Genomic DNA, 20,554 nt, shown 5'->3' with positions numbered 1-20,554 from the left:
TCAAGAATTCCGTGTTGTTGCCACTAAGTCTGACCCAGGGACAGGTTTTGATGGTTTGGCGGTAGCTCCTATGGTCAACGGCAAACCGGATTATAAAAATGTAGCTGTGATTGCTGCAGGGACGAATCCAGAGATTCCTACTAAAACTGATAGAAGTAAATCAACTTTTTCTTATTATAGTGTAATATAGGCTAATCGTATAGTATAATAAGAAAAAGGAGAACAGCTTAAATGAATAATTCCAGCAATAAAAAAAGATATAAAATAACTTTTTCTTATTATAGTGTAATATAGGCTAATCGTATAGTATAATAAGAAAAAGGAGAACAGCTTAAATGAATAATTCCAGCAATAAAAAAAGATATATAAGACTACTAATCGTTTTGTTACTCGTAGCCATCACAACAGGAGGTGTTTTTGTGTTTAGTATGTTAGGGAAGTCTCAAGAAGAGCGTCGAAATAGAGAATATGAAGTAAGTCTGGTTAATGCGTTAAAGAATTCCTACCAAGGGATTAAGGAGATTAAGATTATGGATCCTTACTATAATGACAAACCAGGTTCGTGGTCTTGTGATATTTCAGTACAGTTCAATGATAGTCAAACTATTACTTATGGAATTAATCACAGATTAACCTATAAAGAAAACCATGATGGTCTTATGAAAGGAAATACTAATGAAGAAATTGATCAACAATGGTCTATACTTCAAAAACACATTGGTAAAACAGAATCTACAATATTAGTACGATATTCAAATGGTGAAACAGGAGAGCAATAATGGTATTTAATTATACTGATAATCAATTGAATAATTTAAACCAAGATTTTGCGGTCTATAGTATTAATAAAGAATTTTCAGAACGCAATAAAAAGAAGTTTGTGACAGATAATCCAAATAATAAAAACGAAACCAACACTATAACCACCTCCGATGGTCAAGAATTCCGTGTTGTTGCCACTAAGTCTGACACTGAAACAGGTTTTGATGGGCTGGCAGTTGCACCAATTGTCAATGGCGAACCAGATTATAAAAATGTAGCCGTGATTGCTGCTGGAACGGACCCTGATAGTCCGGTGAATAAACAAGGTCCTTTTACACGCGATGTCTATAGTGCTATAGTTGCTAGACAAACTTATTTATCTCCACAATATAAGGTTGCTGACCAATTCGTAAAAGAAATTATGGATGATTCCAGATATGAAGTTAGTCAACTATCCGGTTATTCACAAGGATCCTACATGCTGAAAGTAGGGGCTAAATACCACATCCCTACGACTACCTTCAATGCTTGGTTTAAATACGGTGCACTCACACTGGAAGAAAAAGAATTTATCGAAAATAATCCAGCTATGTTTATAGATTACCGTAGAAAACATGATGACGTAGTACGTTGGAATGACTCTAATCACCCAGAAAGGTACACCAGTCCGATTGATATTACAAATTCTATGCCTAACACGATTCACTGGCTAGATGGGACTAGCCACAAAATTGGTGATTGGGAGTTTGATCCTGTAACAGGTCAAGTTGTTGATGGTAAAGGTGGAAAACCCTTAATTAGCGGTGTTTATCGAGCTTATGCCAACAGTCTCCGAGGAATGGCTCACTACAAGAACTTGAAATCAAAATGGTCAACAGGTGGCATTAGTAGCTCTGAGGAAATATACTTAGATGCAGCTCAAGGTTCTATCTTATCATCATCAATGGCTACAGCAGCAAGAACTGGAGCTGATGAAGTGAGCGCCCTAGCCAAGGTTGCTAACCAAGAATTACAAGAAATTTGGTCCAAGATCGACTTTACAAGCTACACAGCATTAGCTCCCTATGAGGTTGAGGCCATTTTTGCTAGCCAAGGTATCACTCAAGCGCAGTTTATCGAAACTTTTCAGGCAGAAACAACACAAACAGTCACTAAGATGAATGCATCCGCCCAAGGATTTGAAAATTTGGATAAACAATTACAGGGAGTCATCGAAAAAACAGTGGCAACAGACACACAATTTGCCAAGGAGTTCAGACAATGGAAAGCAGAAATGTAAAATGGGATGCCATAAGACAAAAAGAGAGGGAAATTCTTAACCTCGAAGAACAATACTATCAGCAAAAGAAAAAGTTAGAGAAAAAAACACTAGAACTAGAGGAACGTTCTGCAAGATTAGAAAAAATCATGGACGAAGAAGCTGATAAAATGTACCTAGTATTAAGAAAGTTTTCATCATCAGCTGATTGTGTTAGAGAGTACTTTACAGAAATAGAAAATTTGAGATATCATTCTAATCAAGTTTATAGAACTAATGGAATAAAACTGGAAGAAGAAAATGAAAAAATAGATAAAGAATTTCGACAAAGAAAAAATATCTTAGATGAAGAATATCAAAAACTAAGGAGAAATTATGCAAGCACCAATGAATGAGTACTATACTGATGAAGAATACCAATACGCTCTAAAACAAATGTATCGCATGATGGAAAGAAATCGTATTCTGACTCAATGCCAATTGGCAAAGGCCGCTAAAAATCAAATAAAAGAAAGTTTCGACCAAAAATCGAAAACAATTGCAAGAGACACTAAAGCGACAATAACAAGTATTAACAGCCAAATGGACACTGCAATACAAGGAAAAGTCCGCAAAAGTCTTGAAACAAAAATACCTAATATGTTAGTCAAGTATGATGATATATAAAGAAGAATTTTTCGTATGGTTATATAGTTTTCTTTGCATCTATGTCCTCTACAACATCTTTCCGAAAAACTATAATTTTCTTGAAAAATAAATAAGTCTATGCTATACTACTAGTAGACTTATTTATGGAGAAAATCATGAAACGTGAAATCTTACTGGAACGAATCGACAAACTAAAACAAATCATGCCCTGGTATGTTCTGGAATACTACCAATCTAAGCTTGCTGTTCCCTATAGTTTTACAACCTTGTACGAATACCTCAAAGAATACGATCGATTTTTCAGCTGGGTTATAGAGTCTGGCATTTCAAACGCTGATAAAATATCTGATATTCCTTTATCTGTCTTGGAAAATATGTCAAAGAAAGACATGGAATCCTTTATCCTTTACCTACGTGAACGTCCTTTGCTGAATGCAAATACAACAAAGCAAGGTGTTTCACAGACAACTATCAATCGGACCTTATCAGCCCTTTCCAGTCTTTACAAGTATCTGACCGAAGAAGTTGAAAATGATCAGGGCGAACCTTATTTTTATCGTAATGTAATGAAGAAAGTTTCAACAAAGAAAAAGAAAGAAACACTTGCTGCCAGAGCTGAAAACATCAAGCAAAAACTCTTTTTAGGTGATGAAACAGAAGGTTTTCTAACTTATATTGACCAAGAGTATCCACAACAACTTTCAAATCGCGGTCTCTCATCATTTAATAAAAATAAAGAACGTGATTTGGCTATTATTGCCCTTCTATTGGCGTCTGGTGTCCGCTTATCTGAAGCTGTTAATCTAGATCTAAGAGATCTCAATCTAAAAATGATGGTTATCGATGTCACTCGAAAAGGGGGCAAACGTGACTCGGTCAATGTTGCTGCTTTTGCTAAGCCTTATTTAGAGAATTATCTTGCCATTCGAAATCAACGCTATAAGACAGAAAAAACAGATACAGCCCTTTTTTTGACTCTCTACAGAGGTGTACCAAATCGTATCGATGCTTCCAGTGTGGAAAAGATGGTTGCTAAGTACTCTGAGGACTTCAAAGTCCGTGTAACACCCCATAAACTACGCCATACCCTAGCAACCAGGCTCTATGATGCTACTAAATCGCAAGTTTTAGTCAGTCACCAGCTAGGACATGCCAGCACACAAGTCACTGACCTCTATACCCATATCGTTAATGATGAACAAAAGAATGCTCTAGATAGTTTATAAAATACATAAAATAAATTATGTAATATATGATTTTAAAAAAAGAAGCTGGTCCTACAACCAACTTCTTTTTGATTTAACCAACTACCGCTTCAGCGATTTCTTCACGGCTAATACCAGCAAAGTAACGAGTAATGTCAATGCTTTCTAGCACCTTAAGGACATCTTCGCGTTCGTATCTCGCCCCACGAAGGACATCTTCTACTGCAGCAACGTCTTCAATACCAAAGAAGTCACCGTAAATCTTGATGTCTTGGATTTTTGATTCGAGAACATTAGCAAAGACTTCAACCTTGCCACTAGTGAATTTTGTTCCACGACGGACGTTAAATTCAGGTGATTTACCATAGTTCCAGTCCCAAGTACCAAACTTAGTATCCTTGATGCGATTGATTTCAGCCAATTCTTCCTCAGAAAAAACGTATTCAGTCATCTCTGGGTATTCTTTTTTCATGTATTCCAAGAGTAAATCACGGAATTCTTCGACTGTGATTTTTTCTGGTAATTCATTGATAATATTAGTCACACGAGCACGAACAGATTTCACACCTTTTGATTCAAATTTATCCTTTGAAACCTTAAGGGCATTAGCAAGGACTGACAAATCAACGTCAAAGAGCAAACAACCGTGGTGCATGATACGGCCATTGATATAGGCTTGGGCATTGCCACAGAACTTCTTACCATCAATCTCAAGGTCATTACGACCTGTGAACTCAGCTTTAACCCCAAGTTGAGCCAAAGTATTGATAACTGGAGTTGAGAAGCTCTTGAAGTCAAAAGCTTTGTTTTCATCTTCTTTTGAGATAATCGTGTAGTTGAGGTTATTTAAATCGTGGTAAACAGCTCCACCACCGCTAATACGACGGACTACCTCAATCCCATTTTCGCGAACATAATCACGGTTGATTTCTTCGATGGTATTTTGGTGACGACCAACAATGATAGATGGCTTGTTAATCCAAAGTAGGAAGATTTGATCCTCATCCAAAAGGTGTTTAAAGGCGTATTCTTCCAAGGCAATATTAAAGGCAGTGTCGTTTGAATGATTGATAATGTATTTCATGATATCCCTTTGTACGATAGAGACTGGAAAGATATTTTCTAGTCTATTCTATCTTTCTTTTATTTTTTCTTAGGTGAATGGATGGCCATTCCTAAAACATCCGCAAATGCTTCGTACATCACTTCAGAATATGTTGGGTGACCGTGGATTGTCTTCAGCATTTCTTCAACAGTGATTTCCATTTCGATGATGCTTGACGCTTCATTGATCAATTCTGCAGCTGCAGGGCCAATGATGTGAACACCGAGGATTTCACCATATTTCTTGTCTGCAATAACTTTAACAAATCCTTGAGCTGCATCTGAGGCAATGGCACGACCGTTAGCAGCAAAGTTGAACTTACCGATGGCTATATCGTATTTCTCACGGGCTTGTTCTTCTGTCAAACCTACTGCTGCAACTTCAGGGAGAGTGTAGATGGCTGCAGGAGTCAAATTCAACTTGGCAACAGCATGATTTCCTTTAAGAGCATTTTCTGCGGCAACTTCTCCCATACGGAAGGCTGCGTGAGCCAACATCTTAGTACCGTTGATGTCACCTGGTGCATAAATGCCTGGAACAGAAGTTTCCATGTATTCGTTGACCTTGATGCGACCACGATCCAATTCAAACTCAACCTCTCCAATACCTTCAAGGTCTGGCACACGACCGATTGAAAGAAGAGCTTTATTTGCGATGATATCGTCTTTTCCTTCAACCTTAATACGAAGTTGACCATTTTCTTCGATGATTTCTTGGAGTTTAGTGTCAGTTAAGATGGTCATACCTTTACGCTCAAGAATCAAGCGAAGGTTCTTAGACACTTCTGCATCCATAGCTGGGACGATACGGTCCATCATTTCGATGACAGTCACTTTTGAGCCAAATGTCATGAAGGCCTGACCAAGTTCGATACCGACAACTCCACCACCGATGATAACAAGACTTTCTGGAACTTCGTTCATTTCGAGAATGTCATCACTGGTCATCACAAGTGAAGATTCCATACCAGGGACGTTGATCTTGCTGACTTTTGAACCACCAGCAAGGATGATTTTCTTGGTTTCAAGCAATTCAGAACCATTTACCAAGACATTCTTGTCTTTAGTAATAGTACCGATACCCTTATGCACAGTAACTCCGTAGCTACGAAGAAGTCCTGCAACACCACCAACAAGAGTATTAACAACTTTAGACTTGGTTTCAAGGAGTTTGTCCATATCTACAGTGAAGTTTGGATTTTCGATGACGATACCACGGTTTGCTGCGTGACCGATGTTTTCGATGATTTCAGCGTTGTGAAGGTATGTTTTAGTTGGGATACATCCACGGTTCAAGCAGGTTCCGCCGAGTTCAGATTTCTCAACAAGGGCAACCTTACCACCGAGTTGGGCAGCTTTAATGGCTGCAACATAACCAGCAGGACCTCCACCAATCACAACGATATCAAAAGCATCATCGCTCTTACCATCATCGTTTGAGGCACTTGCTGCAGGTGCTGGGCTAGCTTCTGGCGCTGCGGCTCCAGCTGTTGGGATATTTTCTCCTTCTTCGCCAATGTAACCGATAACTTCCGTTACAGGGACTGTTTCACCGTCCCCTTTAAGGATAGCAATCAAGTACCCATCTTCTTCGGCTTCCAATTCCATGCTGACTTTATCAGTCATGATTTCCAAAAGGATTTCTCCTTCTTTTACAAATTCTCCGACTTTTTTATTCCATTGGACGATTTGTCCTTCTGTCATATCCACGCCGGCTTTTGGCATAATTACTTCTAAGGCCATGTCTTCCTTCCTTTATCTATATCTTAAAAATGAATACTCTTGCTCTTAAATCAACATTGAGATTGGATTTTCAATCAATTCTTTCAAGTCCTTCATAAACTTAGCACCAGCCATACCATCTACGACACGGTGGTCAATGGTTAATCCTAGGCTCATGATAGGGCGAATCACAATTTCACCATTGACGACAACTGGCTTCTCGATTGTCGAGCTCACACCAAGGATAGCTGAGTTTGGTTGGTTGATGATCGGACCAAAGGACTGAACGCCAAACATTCCCAAGTTACTGATTGTGAATGTTGAATTTTGCAGTTCACTTGGAGCCAATTTGCCATCCAAGGTACGGCCAATAACATCCTTGAAGGCTACAACCAGTTCTGAAAGACTCATCTTCTCAGCATTGTAAACAACAGGTGTCATCAATCCATTATCCATCCCAACTGCCATCGCAAGATTGACATAGTTGTGAGTGATAATAGTCTTGCCATCTTCTGTCAATGAAGCGTTGATGTAGGGGTGTTTCATAAGAGTCTTAACAACTGCAAGTGAAAGAAGGTCTGTTACAGTAGTCTTCTTCCCAGTTGCTTCCATGATTGGCTCAAGAACCTTCTTACGAAGAGCCAACATTTCAGTCATATCAACTTCATAGTTAAGGGTGAAGGTTGGCGCAGTTAAGTAAGATTCAACCATGCGTTGGGCAATAACCTTACGCATTGGTGTCATTGGAATACGCTCGATTTCACCGTATGGTGTTACGTTATCAGGAACTTCTTCCACTTTTTCAATCTGAGCAGGAGACTTGATGGTATCGTTTTCGATATTCTCAGGAAGCAAGGCCAAAACATCCTTCTTCATGATTTTACCACGATGACCGGTTCCTTGGATTTCCTGCCAAGCAATATTGTGTTCGAGGGCAATTCGTTTTGCAAGTGGCGAAATGCGAACCACATTTGTGTCTTTATAAGTTTCCACGTCTTCTTTGTGGACACGACCGTTTGCACCTGAGCCAGAAACATCGTAGAGGTTGATCCCTAAATCATCCGCTAACTTTCTAGCCGCAGGAGTCGCTCTTAGCTTGTCATCAGCCATGACCTCTCCAATTCTATACTAAGATATTAAGGACTCAGAGGGCAATGAAAAAATAGGAGATTGACGATGTGTTCGATGAACACAAGGAAATCTATCTTTTTTTCGCAGACCTCCGTCCGAATTCAATTAAATAATACAAAGGGCGTTAAAAGCGACTGAAAAATAGGAAATCGACGATGGTTTCGATGAAACCAAGGAGATTTATCTTTTTTCCGAGCTTTTAGCCCGTGTTCAACTCTACAAGTAACTTGGACACGGAATGTGCCTCAAGTTGCTACGGTTGCCGCTATTAGGCGGTCAACCTAGTAGACTTACTAAGTCGTTCGTCGAATAACATCGATTCGACTCTCTCCTGTCGCAAATTTGCAAATAACTTGGGTACAATACATATCTCAAGTTACTAAAGTTAAAAACAACCGTTATTTTACATAACTTATCTTATGTAATTCTATTCTTTGTTATATGTTTTACGGATGGCATCTTTGATGCTTTCAACTGTTGGAATCATTGCATTTTCTAGGTTTTGCGCGTAAGGCATTGGAACATCTTCTCCTGCACAACGGCGAATTGGTGCATCTAGATAGTCAAATGCTTCTGATTCTGAAATAATAGCTGAAATTTCACCGATATAGCCACTTGTTTTGTGGGCATCGTTGACCAGAACAACCTTACCAGTCTTCTTCACTGAGTTAATGATGATATCCTTATCAAGCGGAACAAGTGTACGTGGGTCAACAATTTCAACTGAAATGCCTTCTTCTGCTAATTCTTCAGCAGCTTGAACCACACGGCGAAGCATTTTTCCGTAAGTAACAACTGTTACATCCGTACCTTCACGTTTAATTTCGCCAACCCCAAGTGGGATCGTGTAGTCTGGATCAACTGGTACTTCCCCTTTTTGGTTAAATCCTGACTTGTACTCAAGAATGATAACAGGGTTATTATCACGGATAGAAGACTTGAGTAGTCCTTTCATATCCGCAGGTGTACCTGGTGCTACAACCTTAAGTCCTGGAATGTGAGTAAACCAAGACTCTAGTGATTGCGAGTGCTGGGCTGCAGAACCAACTCCGTTACCTGCTGCACAACGGACAGTCATTGGAACCTGACCTTTACCACCAAACATATAACGTGTTTTAGCGGCTTGGTTAACGATATTGTCCATGGCAATAACCGAGAAGTCCATGAAGGTCATATCGACGATTGGGCGAAGTCCTGTCATGGCTGCTCCTGCTGCTGCTCCAGAGATGGCAGCTTCAGAAATAGGACAGTCACGAACACGTTCTGGACCAAATTCTTCAAGCATTCCAACAGAAGTACCGAAGTCTCCTCCGAAGACACCGACATCTTCTCCCATCAAGAACACATTTTCGTCGCGACGCATTTCCTCAGACATAGCAAGGATAATGGTGTCACGGAAGGACATTGTTTTTGTTTCCATTTTATCTCTTTCTCCTTAGTCTGCGTAAATATCTTCAAATGCTGATTCAAGCGGCGGGAATGGGCTTTCCTCTGCAAATTTAACAGAAGCTTCTACTGCTTCCTTGACTTGCGCTTGGATTTCTTCCAATTCTTCGGCACTTGCAATAGTGTTTTCAATGAGGTACTTGCGAAGGTTTTCGATTGGGTCTTTTTGTTTCCACAATTCCACTTCTTCACGTGTACGATATTTACCAGGGTCAGATGATGAGTGACCAAGCCAGCGATAAGTTACACTTTCAATCAAGACTGGACCATTGCCACTGCGAACATGATCAACAGCTTTCTTAAATCCTTCGTAGACAAAGATGACATTATTTCCGTCTTCGATGAACATTCCAGGAATTCCATAAGCGGCGCTACGTTGATGGATATGTTCTACATTGGTCATTTTCTTAATATCAGCAGAGATTCCATAACCGTTGTTAATGCAATAGAAAATGACTGGCAGGTTCCAGATAGAAGCCATGTTCACTGCTTCGTGGAAAACACCTTCGTTGCTCGCACCATCTCCAAAGAAGCAGACAACGATTTTTCCAGTATGTTGCATTTGCTGACTGAGGGCTGCACCAACAGCGATTCCCATACCACCACCTACGATACCATTGGCACCTAGGTTACCAGCATCAAGGTCGGCGATATGCATAGATCCACCTTTACCTTTACAGGTTCCAGTGTATTTACCAAGGATTTCAGCCATCATTCCGTTGAGGTCAATCCCTTTGGCAATAGCTTGTCCGTGACCACGGTGGTTTGAGGTGATCAGATCATCTGGATTGAGAGCCAACATAGCACCCACGTTAGCTGCCTCTTCTCCAACAGAAAAGTGCGTCATTCCTGGCACTTTCCCTTTCTTTACTAATTGTGCAATTTTTAAGTCCATACGACGGATTTCTTCCATCTTACGGAACATCTCTAGCAAAAGATTTTTATCTAAAGTTAACATCTTCTTGCCTTTCTAAGTTTCTTCTTACCTTACTATTTTACCGTTTTTGGCAAATACTGTCAAAGTTTTTCTAAAGAAAATTTCACAAAATAAAAAAGAAAACCCCATGAAAACAAGGGATTTTCTTATAAAGAATATTTTTTCACAAACTTTTTATCGTTTGAATTTTGCTAAAAATTCAAATTTCTTCATAATCACTGTCAAACGCCAACGGTAGAGCTCCCCACTCACGATTAGACTAATAATCAAACCAATCCAGTAAGAATAAGCTCCAAAATCTGTTAGAGAGTCGAATACCATAGCTACTGGGAGTGTCACCCCCCAGTAACCAATCAAACCAAGGTAAAAAGGAATAACGGTATCCTTATAGCCCCGTAAAATTCCCTGGAGCGGTGCCGCAAAGGTATCTGCTAACTGAAAGAAAAGACTATAAGTTAAAAAGCGCGCTGTCAAATTGATGAATTCTGGGTCGTTACCATAAAGACTGGCCACATTTCCTCTAAAGATATAAAGGAAGGTTAAGGTGAAGGCCGCAAAAATGAGGGCAGTCCATCTTCCTAGACCAATATAGGTTTTAGCATCATCAAATCGCTTGGCTCCCACTTCATAGGAAACAACAATAGCCATAGCCGATGAGATACTCATAGGGAAAGCATACATGAGAGATGAAAAATTCATAGCTGACTGGTGACTAGCAATAATCAAGGATGAGAACTTCGCCATAATCAAACCAACCACAGAAAAGATAGCCACTTCGGCAAAGACAGTTCCCCCAATAGGCAGACCTAAGCGAACTCCTTCCTTAATTTTATCCATATTAAGAGGAATTCGTTTCTCAAGGTGTAAGGCTTTGAGCTTCTCCTGTTTAAATAAAACTAGAACAGAAATCCCAAGCAAGACCCAGTAGGCCAAGGATGTTCCTAAACCAGCACCAGCACCTCCCAGTTCTGGAACACCAAAGGCACCGTAAATCAAGAGATAGTTAAATCCGCTATTGAGAGGGAGTAACAAAAGCATGAGATACATAGACAGTTTGGTCAACCCCAGCGAATCCAGCAAGGAACGAATGACACTAAAGAGCAACAAGGGGATAATCCCGATAGATAAAAACCAGAGATAGCGAACCGCTACTGCCGCCACTGGTACTTCTAACCCAATATGATTCAAGATTGGTGGTGCCAAGTAAAATACCATCCCTAGCAAGACCACGGATAGACCCAAGGCTAAATAGATAAATTGGTAAAAATCAGACGCAACTTCTTCCCTTTTACCTCGTCCAAGATGGTGACCAATGATGGGCACCAAGGCTGAAACAATCCCTGTCAGGAATGTAAAGAAAGGATTCCAGATACTGGTTGCCATAGACACACCAGCCAAGTCCAAGGTATTGTATTGGCCAGTCATAGTCGTATCAACAAAGGAGGCAGAATAATTGGCAAATTGATAAATAAGGATAGGGAAAAATATCTTTAAAAATAAGATAAACTTGTCTTTAAAATGATGGGTTTGGTACATATAAGCTCTCTATTCTTTTTGTTTACAGAGCAGACTCCCACCTAGTTTTGATAGACGATTTGTCCCTTACATATGGTATATTTAACCTGCCCTTTTAAGGTTTCACCGATGAATGGTGAATTAGCTGCTTTCGAAGCAAAATGGGAGTCCACAAGTCGGTCAGCCTTAGCATCAAAAATAGTGATGTCCGCTGGACCATTCTCAGCCAAGTAACCTGCTTCAAAGTTATAAAGCTTGGATGGGTTGTATGTCATTTTTTCGAGTAATTCCATCAAACTCAACTCCCCAGCTTCCACCAAATAAGTTAAACCGAGAGAAAGAGATGTTTCCAAACCAGTCATACCAGATGGCGCTTTGGTAATATCCTCAACGTTTTTCTCATCTGCATGATGAGGCGCGTGGTCAGTCGCGATAACTGTGATGACGCCTGATTTAAGACCTTCGATAACAGCACGACGGTCTGATTCCAAACGAAGCGGCGGATTCATCTTAGCATTGCTACCTTGAGTCAAAAGAAGTGCTTCTGTCTTAGAGAAATGCTGTGGCGCTACTTCTGCTGTTACTTGCGCTCCCAATCCTTGAGCAAACTCCACTACTTTAACACTTTCTTCCTTAGACAAATGCTGAATATGAACATGGGCCTTGGTTGCATAGGCAATCATGACATCACGCGCCATCATAGCATACTCAGCCACCCCAGTTGCACCACAGATATGGAAATGTTCTTTAGCAATATTTTCGTTAAAGCCAAGAACACCGTTCAATCCTGGATCTTCCTCATGGAGACTAATAAAGGTATTAAGCTTTTTAGCTTCCTCCATGGCTTCCTTGACAACTTTACTGCTTTCAAGTGGAATACCGTCATCAGAGAAACCAACCGCACCTGCTTCTAAGAGTGCCTGAAAGTCTGTCAAATCTTGGCCATTAAAATTCTTAGTAATGGTCGCAACCGTCTTGACATTGATTTTTTCCTTGGCAGCTGACTGGAGAACTTCTTGCAAAGTCTCCACGTCTGAAATGGTTGGACTGGTATTAGCCATCATGACAACAGTTGTAAAACCACCTGCAGCGGCTGCTAGGGCACCCGTATGAATATCTTCCTTGTGGGTTTGACCAGGTTCACGGAAATGAACATGAATATCGACCAAGCCAGGAGCAACTACAAGACCAGTAGCATCAATTATCTCTGCTCCTTCTTCTTTAATCTCAGGCGCAATTTTGATAATTTTCCCATCTTGAACTAAGACATCACAAACTTGATCCAAACCAGACTTGGGATCCATTACACGACCATTTTTGATTAGTAGCATCTGCTTTCTCCTTTATTCATAGAAATCAACTTGGGTATCCAACAATTTATCCCCATCATAAACAAACTTGGCTGAAAAGAAGGGTTTATCCTCTAAAAGCCACTCAACAAAGGTATGGTCACCTTCCCAAGTCGGCTTGCTTAAGACTTCATCATAGGGAACCCATTCCAGCGTTCCCTCATTACAGTCAATCAAGTCCCCCTCAAACTCTGTCACCTTAAAAACATAGGTGTACCAGTCTAAATCTGGTGTAAATTCAGGAAAAGTGATGACGCCTTTTAGAACTGGCTTGGCTTTGAGCCCTGTTTCTTCGAGGATTTCACGCGCCGCGCATTCTTGAGGGGTCTCCCCTCGCTCTAGCTTACCACCCACACCAATCCATTTGCCTTCATGGACATCATTAGGCTTCTTATTACGATGGAGCATGAGCAGTTCTTTTCCGTTATCAATGTAGCAAATCGTCGCTAACTGAGGCATATTTTCTCCTTATCTAAGCCAATCGATTGGCTCTTGTCCTGTCTCTTTTAAGAATGCATTGGCCTTGGAAAAAGGCTTGGAACCCCAAAATCCTCTATAAACTGACAAAGGACTAGGATGGGCTGATTCGATAATCAAGTGATGAGGATTGGTAACTAAGGCCTTCTTCTTGCGTGCAAAAGAACCCCAAAGGACAAAGACTACAGGTCTATCCAGATTATTGACAACCTTAATAACCGCATCTGTAAAAGGTTCCCATATCTGACCAGCATGACCATTGGCCTGTCCAGCAGGAACCGTCAAACAAGCATTAAGAAGCAAGACTCCTTGCTCAGCCCAAGCTGTCAAATCATGAGATTTCTTAACGCCGATATCATCTGACAATTCTGTCAAGATATTTTGCAGAGATGGCGGTGCTGGAATAGAGTCAGGTACAGAAAAACTCAAGCCCTGCGCTTGACCTGGCCCGTGATAGGGATCTTGCCCTAGAATCACCACCTTAACTTCTTCAAGCGGTGTTGTCAAGAGAGCTTGAAAAACCTTTTCCTTGGGCGGATAAACAGTACCCTGAGCATAGACCTGCTCCATAAACTGATTGATTTTCCCAAAATAACCCTCAGGTAATTGCGCCTTAATCAAAGCATGCCAAGACGAGTGTTCCATAGCCGACTCCTTCATTTTTACTGCCTCTATTATAGCAAAAAGTGGCTATGGAAACCACTTTTTACAGTTTATCTAAGCAATCCAGCAAGTCTTGGTAAGAATGAACTTCGTAAGTCGGCTGGGCTAGTGTGTGATTTTCGAGGTGATGAGGATTGTACCAGATAGTGTCAATTCCAGCATTATTGCCACCCTGAATGTCGGCGGTTAGGGAATCTCCAATCATCAGCGTCTCTTCTTTGCTAAAACCTTCAATCTGCTGACCGATTTTTTCATAAAAGAGAGCATCAGGCTTTTGTGTTTGCAGCTGTTCAGAGATAAAAACTTGATTGAAATAAGGTGCCAGACCCGATTGAGCCAAACGTCCCGTCTGAATGGCAGTAATCCCATTTGTCGCAGCATATAGCTCATAATCTCGCTCAATGAGGTTGTCTAAGAGTTCATGGGCGCCTGAAAAAGTTTGTCCCTGTTGAGCGAGGTAAAATTGGTAACGCTGGGCTAGAAAACTACCGTCTTTTTCCTGTCCAAAATGACCAAATAAACGAGAAAAGCGCGTGTTAACCAGCTCCTGTTTACTGATTTTCTTCAGCTCCAAGTCCTTCCAGAGAGCCTTGTTCATAGGAACGTAATAGTCTTTATAAGCCTGAATATCTGTAACCCCTTCTTCTTTTAGGAGTTGTGTCAAAGCCACATCCTCAGCAGCATCAAAATCAAGCAAGGTGTGGTCGAGGTCGAAAAGTAGAAATTTGTAGGACAATTTGAGAGTTTTCCTTTCTAAGATAAACAACTTTCACTTCAGCCAGCTGTTTAATGTAAAAACTTAAAAGTGGTATAGTATCACAAAGAATAATCGAGCCAATTGATTAACTAATCCATACTATTCTAGTCAAGTTTATTTTTATTATAGAAAAATCTTCTATAAATTCGAGCAATAGTTAAAATACAAACAAATATAATTCCCAAAATAGATAACACTATTTTCACAAAATTCATTTCAGAGCCTATTACATAGATATGAAAAAGAGGAGCTAGTCCTACACATAGAGACAATAGATAATTACTAAATCTTATCTCACCAATTCCTGCAAAAAAATGTTTCATTTTAAATATCCCCATTTTACCTTTCATCTTTATAGTCCACTAACAACTCTATTGACTTCTCTTTTTTTTGAAAAATCTTGACAACAAATTTACTCCACTTAATGCCACTAAAATGTCAATGGGTAAAAAATAGTAATCCCATATCAAATGAGAAATCAGCAATGTTAAAAATAGTATACAGTCAATATAACTATTCTGATAATACTCTGTAATTACATAATACAGAAATACCACAACCATCAAAATTAAAATAACCATCCTAATACTATCATCCTGTTCTTAATTTATTGTCACTTTTTCCATCCCATTCATCAATAGCATTAAAAAATCCTATTAAGAAATGATTACCTACTCACTAATACTATTCCAAAATTTATTTTTTTGGAATAAGTAATGAAATTCCAATTAGTAATACACCTAATATAAATAAAATTATTTCCCAAAATTTATTCTCAGTTTTAATAAGAGGAATAAGATACATGCTGACTAATATGGAACTTGCTCCTATAATAGCAAATATTATTCTGGCTTTATCACTTAGTTTAAACATATTGGATCTCCCATAAAATAAGCAGTAGCTACGTTTACTGTAACATTCCCCGTCTTTATGTAGAGATAATCTCCCATCAAGACACCTCATCTCTTCTTACTCAATAGCAGCATAATTATTTGATGATACGAGTTTCATAAGATTTCTCCTCTTTAACGTTGCATGGTAAGGAATCTTTCAACAAAATTCATTGGCAAACTACTATTCTAGAAGATTGACAGCTCAAATCTTTCAGAATAGAACAATCCTAACTATCGAATACCCTAACCTCATAAATATCCATGTAATTCTAGACCTAGAATTCCTATAAACTAAATGTTTTCGCACTATTCTAAACCATTGATTGCTTTAAATTTTAATTTTTGAAGGATTCTAAAGCTAGAATAACTCAAAAGCAAGGAGAACTAAGCTATTCTAAACTTAGAAAAACCTTTCCTAAATTTCATTGTCACTTGAACTAATGAGACTTACAATTCTTCCGATGAGCTTTGAGTTTTTTCAGAGCCCAATCATAGTGGCTTGACGTGCTACTAACAAAGTAGGAACCTAGACTTGTCCCTCCTGTCCACTTCTAGACACCTTTGGTAAAGAGTTCGTCATTGCTAAAAACTTTTATCAACTCTAAAATCTCCCTATGTGATTGTTCTAGGAGTCTAGTCGCTTCTTCTAAGGAGGTTTTCTGGTGCTTCTTCCAAAAAGCGACATTCATTTCTCCATAAGTTTTCCAATTATAAGATTCAGGGAGAAAAGGTCTTTCGTGACCTTCTTGATTAGAATGTACCCAAGTCAAAAGTAACTGCTGCCATTCATAAAGATGAATCAAGACATCCCGCAGATTCTTATCCCTTTTCCAGTGAGCTTCTTTTTTCTTTTGGTCTCTTAAAAAATCAAATGGAGTCTGTAGCTCATCTTCACTTAGTTGGGATATGAAACGATTGAGCTTTTCATAGTTTTCCTTAGAGGCCAGCACTAGCTCCTCTTTTGTTTTCGGTCTAGGCACAGGAGTACTCCCTTCATATTGTTAGTTATTATTAGAAATTTTTTATCCTTTAAATCTCTATAACTTATCCTTTAATTTCTCAACAAAGAGATAGGCTGCTGGACAGGTCAAAGTATTCTTAATCGTCAAATGGTTGATTTGATGGATCTTTTTGCGATCTGTATGGGGGAACTCTCGACAGGCTTTTGGACGAACGTCATAGATGGAACAGAGATTATCTCCTCCTAGAAAGGGACAAGGCATGGATTTAAAAACCTTATCACCATCTTCATCTACTTGCAAAAACTCTGCTTCAAAAGCAGGTAATTTCATCTTAAAGTACTTGGCGATTCGTGTAATATCCGCTTCTTTAAAGTCAGGCCCCAATGTCTTGCAACAGTTGGCACAGGCCGTACAATCAATCTCCTCAAAAACTTCTTGGTGAATCTGTTGAGCTATCTTATCTAGATTTTTTGGTGGTTTTTTCTTTAGATTTGCTAAAATTTTACGGTGCTCCTTTTGCTTTTGCAAGGCTAGCTGGTGGTAATACTCAATATCAATTTCTTTAGGCATAATTTCTTTCTAATTCACGTATTTTTGTCTATTATACCATAAACACTGCCCCTTTTTTGCCTCCTGAACAGAAAAAAAACCCTTCGGATAAAATCCGAGGGGCTTAAAACGTTGTTAAATCAACGATTATTTTTTCAAGTTGTAGAATGATTTCAATCCACGGTATTCAGCTACTTCACCAAGTTGGTCTTCGATGCGAAGCAATTGGTTGTATTTAGCGATACGGTCTGTACGTGAAAGTGAACCAGTCTTGATTTGTCCTGCGTTAGTTGCAACTGCGATGTCAGCGATTGTTGAATCTTCAGTTTCACCTGAACGGTGTGATACAACGGCAGTGTAACCAGCTTCTTTAGCCATTTCAATAGCTTCAAAAGTTTCAGTAAGAGTACCGATTTGGTTAACTTTGATAAGGATTGAGTTAGCAGCACCTTCTTGGATACCACGTGCAAGGTAGTCAGTGTTTGTTACGAAGAAGTCGTCACCAACAAGTTGTACTTTCTTACCAAGACGTTCAGTAAGAGCTTTCCAACCATCCCAGTCGTTTTCATCCATACCATCTTCGATAGTGATGATTGGGTATTTGTTAACCAATTCTTCAAGGTAGTCGATTTGTTCTGCAGATGTACGAACAGCAGCGCCTTCACCTTCGAATTTAGTGTAGTCGTAAACTTTACGTTCTTTATCGTAGAATTCTGATGAAGCACAGTCAAATCCGATAAATACGTCTTTACCTGGAACATATCCAGCAGCTTCAATCGCAGCAAGGATAGTTTCAACACCGTCTTCAGTTCCTTCGAAACGAGGAGCGAATCCACCTTCGTCACCTACGGCAGTTTCCAAACCACGTGATTTAAGGATTTTCTTAAGAGCGTGGAAGATTTCAGCACCGTAACGAAGAGCTTCTTTAAATGTTGGCGCACCAACTGGCAAGATCATGAACTCTTGGAAAGCGATTGGAGCGTCAGAGTGAGAACCACCGTTGATGATGTTCATCATTGGAGTTGGAAGAACTTTAGTGTTGAATCCACCAAGGTAGCTGTAAAGTGGGATTTCAAGGTAGTCAGCAGCAGCACGAGCTACAGCGATAGACACACCAAGGATTGCGTTTGCACCCAATTTACCTTTGTTAGGAGTACCGTCAAGTGCGATCATAGCACGGTCGATAGCTTGTTGGTCACGTACATCGTAGCCGATGATAGCTTCAGCAATGATGTTGTTTACGTTGTCAACAGCTTTTTGTGTACCAAGACCACCGTAACGAGATTTGTCACCGTCGCGAAGTTCAACTGCTTCGTGTTCACCAGTAGAAGCTCCTGATGGAACCATACCACGTCCGAAAGCACCTGATTCAGTGTAAACTTCTACTTCAAGTGTTGGGTTACCGCGTGAGTCTAGGACTTCGCGAGCGTAAACATCAGTAATAATTGACATTTTTTACTCTCCTTATGAGTTAAATTTTTTACACCTCTATAATACCTTAAAACCCCTCCTTTTTCAAGAAAAAACGTTATCTTTGTGCAAATTTTCCTTAACTTTATAAAGTAATCGCTTTCTTTTGTCTATTTTATTCTAACTTTTATGATATACTGTTTTCATGACAGATTTATCAAAACAATTACTTGAAAAAGCTCATGGTGGAGCAAAATTAAATCCAGATGAGCAAAGACGCTATCTTGGCACTTTTGAGGAAAGAGTTCTTGGATATGCAGATATTGATACTGCAAATAGCCCTCAGTTAGAAAAAGGTTTTTTATCTATTTTAGAAAACCTTCAGGAAAAAGCAGAGCCACTATTTGTGAAGATTTCACCAAATATCGAATTTGACAAGCAAGTTTTCTACTTAAAAGAAGCTAAAGAAACTGATAGTCAAGCTACCATTGTATCTGAAGAGCATACTTCTTCTCCTTTTGGCCTGATTATTCATAGCAATGCACCAGTACAAGTAGAAGAAAAGGACCTTCGACTTGCTTTTGCAAAACTTTGGGAAGATAAAAAGGAAGAACCAGCCAAAACATCCATCTGGAAGAAATGGTTTGGCTAAATCTTGTGCATATTTAATAAATGCCCTATATTGGCAGCCGTGTGCTCCAAATAGAGACGGGCATTTTTCAAACTATCTTCTAGAGGTTCACTTTTCTCCAAAATTGAAAAAGCCGCTTGGATATTTTCAAATGGTAGGGAAGGTAAATCTTCAGCAAGACTACCACAAATAGCAATGACAGGAACTCCGACAGGGGTTCTTTTTGCAACACCTATAGGTGCTTTACCTGCTAAACTTTGACGATCTAGCCTTCCTTCTCCTACAACTACCAAGTCAGCATCTGAAACTTTCTTATCAAAGTTAATTAAGTTCAAGCAGGTATCAATTCCAGATACGATACTTGCCTGAGCAAAGGAACACAAACCGCCCGCAATGCCTCCCCCAGCTCCTGCTCCTTTAATTTCCAATGTTACAGGTGAGGCTTTTTCATAAAAATCTTGGATTGCCTGATCTACGACTGCAAACATAGTAGGATGTAAACCTTTTTGTTTGCCAAAAGTGTAAGTCGCTCCTTGAGGACCACATAAGGGACTCGCGACATCTGCTAAAATACGAATTTTAACATCTTCAGGAATTTCATAGTGATTTTCTGTTGAAACAGAAGCTAAGTTCAATAAGGATTGACCGCAAGCCGGCAAGACATTTCCGTCCCTATCATAAAATTGATAACCTAAACCAGCAGCAATCCCCAGTCCTCCGTCATTACTGGCCGTACCACCAACACCGATATAGATTTCTTTAATCCCTTGAGCAATGAGATAACGAATCAACTCTCCAATACCACGAGTTTGGATTTTAAGTGGATTTCGTTTCTCTAGCGGAATCTTTTCAAGGCCAACCAAGTCGGCAACTTCAAATAGCGCCAGTTGACTTTTTTGAAAATAGCGCATGGCTTCTTTTTGTCCAAAAGTTCCTGTCACTTTGATCCATTTTTCTTCAAGGTCAATAGAATGTCGAATAGAATCTACTGTACCTTCGCCACCATCACCAACAGGGCAGAGGAGACAGTCTACATCTGCTATCGATTGTTGGAAGCCTCTTTTTATCGCTTCAGCTACCTGTTGAGCTGCCAAGCTTTCCTTAAATGAATCTGGTGCAATTACAATCTTCATAT

General features: G+C 39.6%; 22 protein-coding genes and 2 pseudogenes. 7 read left to right on the top strand and 17 right to left on the bottom strand.

Going from position 1 to position 20,554, the window contains the following annotated elements; genetic code table 11:
* The 6 genes and pseudogenes from HMPREF2628_RS10020 to xerS form a co-directional block, all read left to right on the top strand.
* Positions 1–190 (top strand): annotated as a pseudogene (locus tag HMPREF2628_RS10020) (hypothetical protein); the annotation flags it as partial.
* 145 nt (positions 191–335) lie between these two features.
* The gene (locus tag HMPREF2628_RS10015; RefSeq protein WP_070843071.1) at positions 336–779 is read left to right on the top strand and encodes a hypothetical protein; all 444 of its coding nucleotides are present in this window, start codon (positions 336–338) and stop codon (positions 777–779) included.
* A complete protein-coding gene (locus HMPREF2628_RS10010) occupies positions 779–2,041 on the top strand; it encodes a hypothetical protein (RefSeq protein WP_070843070.1) in 1,263 nt (420 codons plus the stop codon). Before HMPREF2628_RS10015 ends, HMPREF2628_RS10010 begins: the two co-directional genes overlap by 1 nt.
* A complete protein-coding gene (locus HMPREF2628_RS10005) occupies positions 2,023–2,415 on the top strand; it encodes a hypothetical protein (RefSeq protein ID WP_070843069.1) in 393 nt (130 codons plus the stop codon). The genes HMPREF2628_RS10010 and HMPREF2628_RS10005 overlap by 19 nt, the downstream gene beginning before the upstream one ends.
* Entirely contained in the window at positions 2,396–2,686 is a 291-nt protein-coding gene (locus tag HMPREF2628_RS10000) for a hypothetical protein (RefSeq protein ID WP_070843068.1), read from the top strand. The genes HMPREF2628_RS10005 and HMPREF2628_RS10000 overlap by 20 nt, the downstream gene beginning before the upstream one ends.
* A gap of 137 nt (positions 2,687–2,823) precedes the next feature.
* Complete coding sequence (gene xerS / locus HMPREF2628_RS09995; RefSeq protein WP_070843067.1) at positions 2,824–3,894, top strand: tyrosine recombinase XerS; 1,071 nt, start codon at positions 2,824–2,826, stop codon at positions 3,892–3,894.
* Positions 3,895–3,967: 73 nt separating this feature from the next.
* Here xerS and HMPREF2628_RS09990 read toward each other — a convergent pair whose 3' ends face one another.
* From HMPREF2628_RS09990 to eno, 16 genes and pseudogenes are all read right to left on the bottom strand, one after another.
* The gene (locus HMPREF2628_RS09990; protein ID WP_070843066.1) at positions 3,968–4,957 is read right to left on the bottom strand and encodes a lipoate--protein ligase; all 990 of its coding nucleotides are present in this window, start codon (positions 4,955–4,957) and stop codon (positions 3,968–3,970) included.
* Positions 4,958–5,016: 59 nt separating this feature from the next.
* Entirely contained in the window at positions 5,017–6,720 is a 1,704-nt protein-coding gene (gene lpdA, locus HMPREF2628_RS09985; protein WP_070843065.1) for a dihydrolipoyl dehydrogenase, read from the bottom strand.
* 45 nt (positions 6,721–6,765) lie between these two features.
* The gene (locus HMPREF2628_RS09980; RefSeq protein WP_000752716.1) at positions 6,766–7,809 is read right to left on the bottom strand and encodes a dihydrolipoamide acetyltransferase; all 1,044 of its coding nucleotides are present in this window, start codon (positions 7,807–7,809) and stop codon (positions 6,766–6,768) included.
* Positions 7,810–8,257: 448 nt separating this feature from the next.
* Positions 8,258–9,250, bottom strand: coding sequence for an alpha-ketoacid dehydrogenase subunit beta (locus HMPREF2628_RS09975; protein ID WP_070843064.1), 993 nt, complete (start codon positions 9,248–9,250; stop codon positions 8,258–8,260).
* 15 nt (positions 9,251–9,265) lie between these two features.
* Positions 9,266–10,234 (bottom strand): thiamine pyrophosphate-dependent dehydrogenase E1 component subunit alpha, encoded by a 969-nt coding sequence (locus HMPREF2628_RS09970; protein ID WP_070843063.1) that lies wholly within the window; start codon positions 10,232–10,234, stop codon positions 9,266–9,268.
* Between the two features lie 153 nt (positions 10,235–10,387).
* Positions 10,388–11,749 carry an MATE family efflux transporter gene (locus tag HMPREF2628_RS09965; protein WP_070843062.1) on the bottom strand — a complete coding sequence of 454 codons (1,362 nt, stop codon included), beginning with the start codon at positions 11,747–11,749 and terminating at the stop codon, positions 10,388–10,390.
* A 41-nt stretch (positions 11,750–11,790) separates the two neighbouring features.
* Positions 11,791–13,059 (bottom strand): dihydroorotase, encoded by a 1,269-nt coding sequence (locus HMPREF2628_RS09960; protein WP_070843061.1) that lies wholly within the window; start codon positions 13,057–13,059, stop codon positions 11,791–11,793.
* Positions 13,060–13,071: 12 nt separating this feature from the next.
* Entirely contained in the window at positions 13,072–13,536 is a 465-nt protein-coding gene (locus HMPREF2628_RS09955; RefSeq protein WP_001135768.1) for an NUDIX hydrolase, read from the bottom strand.
* A 9-nt stretch (positions 13,537–13,545) separates the two neighbouring features.
* On the bottom strand, positions 13,546–14,199 hold the full coding sequence (locus HMPREF2628_RS09950; RefSeq protein WP_070843060.1) for a uracil-DNA glycosylase: 654 nt from the start codon (positions 14,197–14,199) through the stop codon (positions 13,546–13,548).
* 61 nt (positions 14,200–14,260) lie between these two features.
* Positions 14,261–14,953 carry a pyrimidine 5'-nucleotidase PynA gene (locus HMPREF2628_RS09945; protein ID WP_049487205.1) on the bottom strand — a complete coding sequence of 231 codons (693 nt, stop codon included), beginning with the start codon at positions 14,951–14,953 and terminating at the stop codon, positions 14,261–14,263.
* Between the two features lie 125 nt (positions 14,954–15,078).
* Complete coding sequence (locus HMPREF2628_RS11195) at positions 15,079–15,297, bottom strand: hypothetical protein (protein ID WP_045612552.1); 219 nt, start codon at positions 15,295–15,297, stop codon at positions 15,079–15,081.
* 48 nt (positions 15,298–15,345) lie between these two features.
* A complete protein-coding gene (locus tag HMPREF2628_RS11190; RefSeq protein ID WP_049487206.1) occupies positions 15,346–15,555 on the bottom strand; it encodes a hypothetical protein in 210 nt (69 codons plus the stop codon).
* Between the two features lie 115 nt (positions 15,556–15,670).
* The gene (locus HMPREF2628_RS10965) at positions 15,671–15,847 is read right to left on the bottom strand and encodes a hypothetical protein (protein WP_162837226.1); all 177 of its coding nucleotides are present in this window, start codon (positions 15,845–15,847) and stop codon (positions 15,671–15,673) included.
* A 457-nt stretch (positions 15,848–16,304) separates the two neighbouring features.
* Positions 16,305–16,847 (bottom strand): annotated as a pseudogene (locus HMPREF2628_RS09930) (ClbS/DfsB family four-helix bundle protein).
* A gap of 57 nt (positions 16,848–16,904) precedes the next feature.
* A complete protein-coding gene (locus HMPREF2628_RS09925; protein WP_070843059.1) occupies positions 16,905–17,399 on the bottom strand; it encodes a YkgJ family cysteine cluster protein in 495 nt (164 codons plus the stop codon).
* Positions 17,400–17,525: 126 nt separating this feature from the next.
* Positions 17,526–18,830 carry a surface-displayed alpha-enolase gene (gene eno / locus HMPREF2628_RS09920; protein ID WP_000022813.1) on the bottom strand — a complete coding sequence of 435 codons (1,305 nt, stop codon included), beginning with the start codon at positions 18,828–18,830 and terminating at the stop codon, positions 17,526–17,528.
* A 163-nt stretch (positions 18,831–18,993) separates the two neighbouring features.
* Between eno and HMPREF2628_RS09915 the strand changes: the two genes are divergently transcribed.
* On the top strand, positions 18,994–19,440 hold the full coding sequence (locus HMPREF2628_RS09915) for a DUF1694 domain-containing protein (RefSeq protein WP_070479086.1): 447 nt from the start codon (positions 18,994–18,996) through the stop codon (positions 19,438–19,440).
* On the opposite strand, the gene HMPREF2628_RS09910 is transcribed toward HMPREF2628_RS09915, so the two are convergent.
* Positions 19,437–20,552, bottom strand: coding sequence for a glycerate kinase (locus HMPREF2628_RS09910; RefSeq protein ID WP_070843058.1), 1,116 nt, complete (start codon positions 20,550–20,552; stop codon positions 19,437–19,439). The two genes, HMPREF2628_RS09915 and HMPREF2628_RS09910, sit on opposite strands and share 4 nt — an antisense overlap.
* Positions 20,553–20,554 lie beyond the last annotated feature (2 nt).

It is taken from the genome of Streptococcus sp. HMSC063B03 (genome assembly GCF_001836965.1).
Classification (GTDB): domain Bacteria; phylum Bacillota; class Bacilli; order Lactobacillales; family Streptococcaceae; genus Streptococcus; species Streptococcus pneumoniae_F.
The sequence above is the reverse complement of the archived record's forward strand: the minus strand, read 5'-3'. Positions and strand labels throughout refer to the sequence as shown.